At 74.4% G+C, this 1641-nt stretch carries 1 protein-coding gene and 1 pseudogene; both read right to left on the reverse strand.

Features of this window, described 5'->3' with window-relative positions; translation table 11 throughout:
• A partial coding sequence (gene mycP, locus I0Q12_RS11290) for a type VII secretion-associated serine protease mycosin (RefSeq protein ID WP_197252007.1) occupies positions 1–1309 on the reverse strand: 1309 nt, incomplete at its 3' end.
• A gap of 49 nt (positions 1310–1358) precedes the next feature.
• Positions 1359–1641, reverse strand: a pseudogene (locus tag I0Q12_RS32620) (type VII secretion integral membrane protein EccD); the annotation flags it as partial.

Genomic DNA, 1641 nt, shown 5'->3' on the forward strand with positions numbered 1-1641 from the left:
GGTGGCGGGTTCGGCGCCGCAACGGAATCGATGCGAGCACCGCGACCGCGAGCACCCCGCACACACCGCCGCCCGCCGCCACTGCGACGGTGCGCGGCCGGTGGTCCGGCGGCGGGACCGGCCGCGGCGGGTCGACCGGCACGGATGCTGCGACCTCGGTCCGGGCGGCGGGATCGGGGCCGGCGACCGCGGCGAGCGGGTCGATCACACCGTGCCCGACCCGGGGATTCCAGCCTTCGGCGGGGGCGTGCGCGGTCGCCTCGATGCGCGCCGTCACGGCGCGGGCGTCGAGTTCGGGGTGGCGGGCACGCACCAGGGCGACCGTCGCCGCGACCAGCGGTGCCGCGAAACTCGTGCCCGCGATCGGCTGCGGTCCGTCCTGTCCCAGGTAGGCGTCGGTGAGCCCGCCGGAGGTGGGATGCAACGACACCACGCCGCTGCCCGGCGCGGCCACATCGACCCACGGCCCCGGCAGGCTGTACGACGACGGGGAGCCGTCCTCCTCGACCGATCCGACGGTGAGCACGTACTCGTCGTACCAGGCGGGTGACGCGATCGTGGTGATCGCGGACCACGGATCGCCGTCCGGTGTCAGCGGATCGACACTGCCGGGATTCGATGAGCGGCACAGGTCTCCGGTGTTGCCGGCCGCCGCGACCACCACCGCGTCGTGGACGTCGGTCGCGTACCGGACGGCGGCGCCGAGCGCGCGATCGTCGAGACCGTCCGCGGCCGCCACGCACGCGACCTCCGAGATGTTGATGACGGTCGCGCCCAGGTCGGCGGCGGTCCGCACCGCTGCCGCCATCGTGCGCACGTCCCCGTAGCCGGGGGAGTTGCGCGCGGTCGCGTCGTCGGGACGGTGGTTGCGGTCGGAGAAGTTCCGGCTGGACTGGCGGATCGCGATCACCTCGACATCCGGTGCGCCCCCGGCGAATCCCGAACCCGGCACCGGCTGTGCCGCGATGAGTCCCGCGACGAGGGTGCCGTGCGCATCGCAGTCGTCGGTGCCGTCTCCGGTGGAGACGTAGTCCCCGCGGGGGGACAGGTTCGGAAGTCGCGGATGCCGCGACACCCCGGTGTCGATCACCGCGACCTTCTGTCCGGCGCCGCGGGTGAGCGGCCAGACCGCCGCGAAGTTCAGGATGCGCTGGGCTGCAGGCGGGTGCGGAGCGTCCGCGTCCCGCACCTGCGTGCACAGGTTGCGTTGTTCGGTCTCGTCCGGCGGCGCCGGCGCGGCGGCCGGCGGTAGCGCTCCCGCGTCGACGATCGGCGGTGCCGAGGTCGCGGGAGCGGCCGTGGCGAGCATCCCGGTGGCGACGAACGCGGCGGTCACGGACAGGGTGCGGGCCCGCACGTCAGATGCCGCGCACGGCGGAGTAGAGCCCGAGAACCCAGCAGGCCAGCGGAACGATAGTCGCCACGACGGCGTACTCGGTGATCTCGGCGAACCGGCGCTGCACCGGTGTGAAGGTGCGTCGAGGGGCGACGACCCCGAAGACCAGGGCCCCGACGAGCAGCACGCTCGCCGCCGAGAACAGCACGATGGGCGGCGCGGCATCGGTGATCGCGGCACCGGTGAGCAGCCCGAGCAGGACGAGGCCGCCGCCGAGCACCAGCGGAGCGGCCGTCTCCGCGCCG

It is taken from the genome of Rhodococcus sp. CX (genome assembly GCF_015865005.1).
GTDB lineage: Bacteria > Actinomycetota > Actinomycetes > Mycobacteriales > Mycobacteriaceae > Rhodococcus.